The following is a 244-nucleotide window of genomic DNA, read 5'->3' on the forward strand; positions in this document are numbered from 1 at the left end:
GGCGACCATCGACCTCGAACACGACCGCGCCGACATCGAGCGCGGCCACAAGGTCGCGTGCCCGCTGCGCGTGCTGTGGGGCGAGCATGGCGTGATCGAGCAGTGCTTCGATCCGCTCGCCGAATGGCGCAAGGTGGCGCGCGACGTGAGCGGCCGCGCGCTCGCCTGCGGCCATTACATTCCCGAGGAAGCGAGCGCGGAACTGACCGCCGAGATCCTGTCGTTCTTCGAGGCGACCGAGCGG

1 protein-coding gene is annotated in these 244 nt (G+C 69.7%); it reads left to right on the top strand.

From position 1 onward, the window contains the following. Nucleotides 1-244 (top strand): alpha/beta fold hydrolase (locus SB772_RS44640; RefSeq protein ID WP_410839107.1); only part of this gene is annotated, 244 nt, incomplete at both ends.

It is taken from the genome of Paraburkholderia sp. SIMBA_030, from assembly GCF_046535245.1.
In the GTDB taxonomy this organism is placed as follows: Bacteria; Pseudomonadota; Gammaproteobacteria; order Burkholderiales; family Burkholderiaceae; genus Paraburkholderia.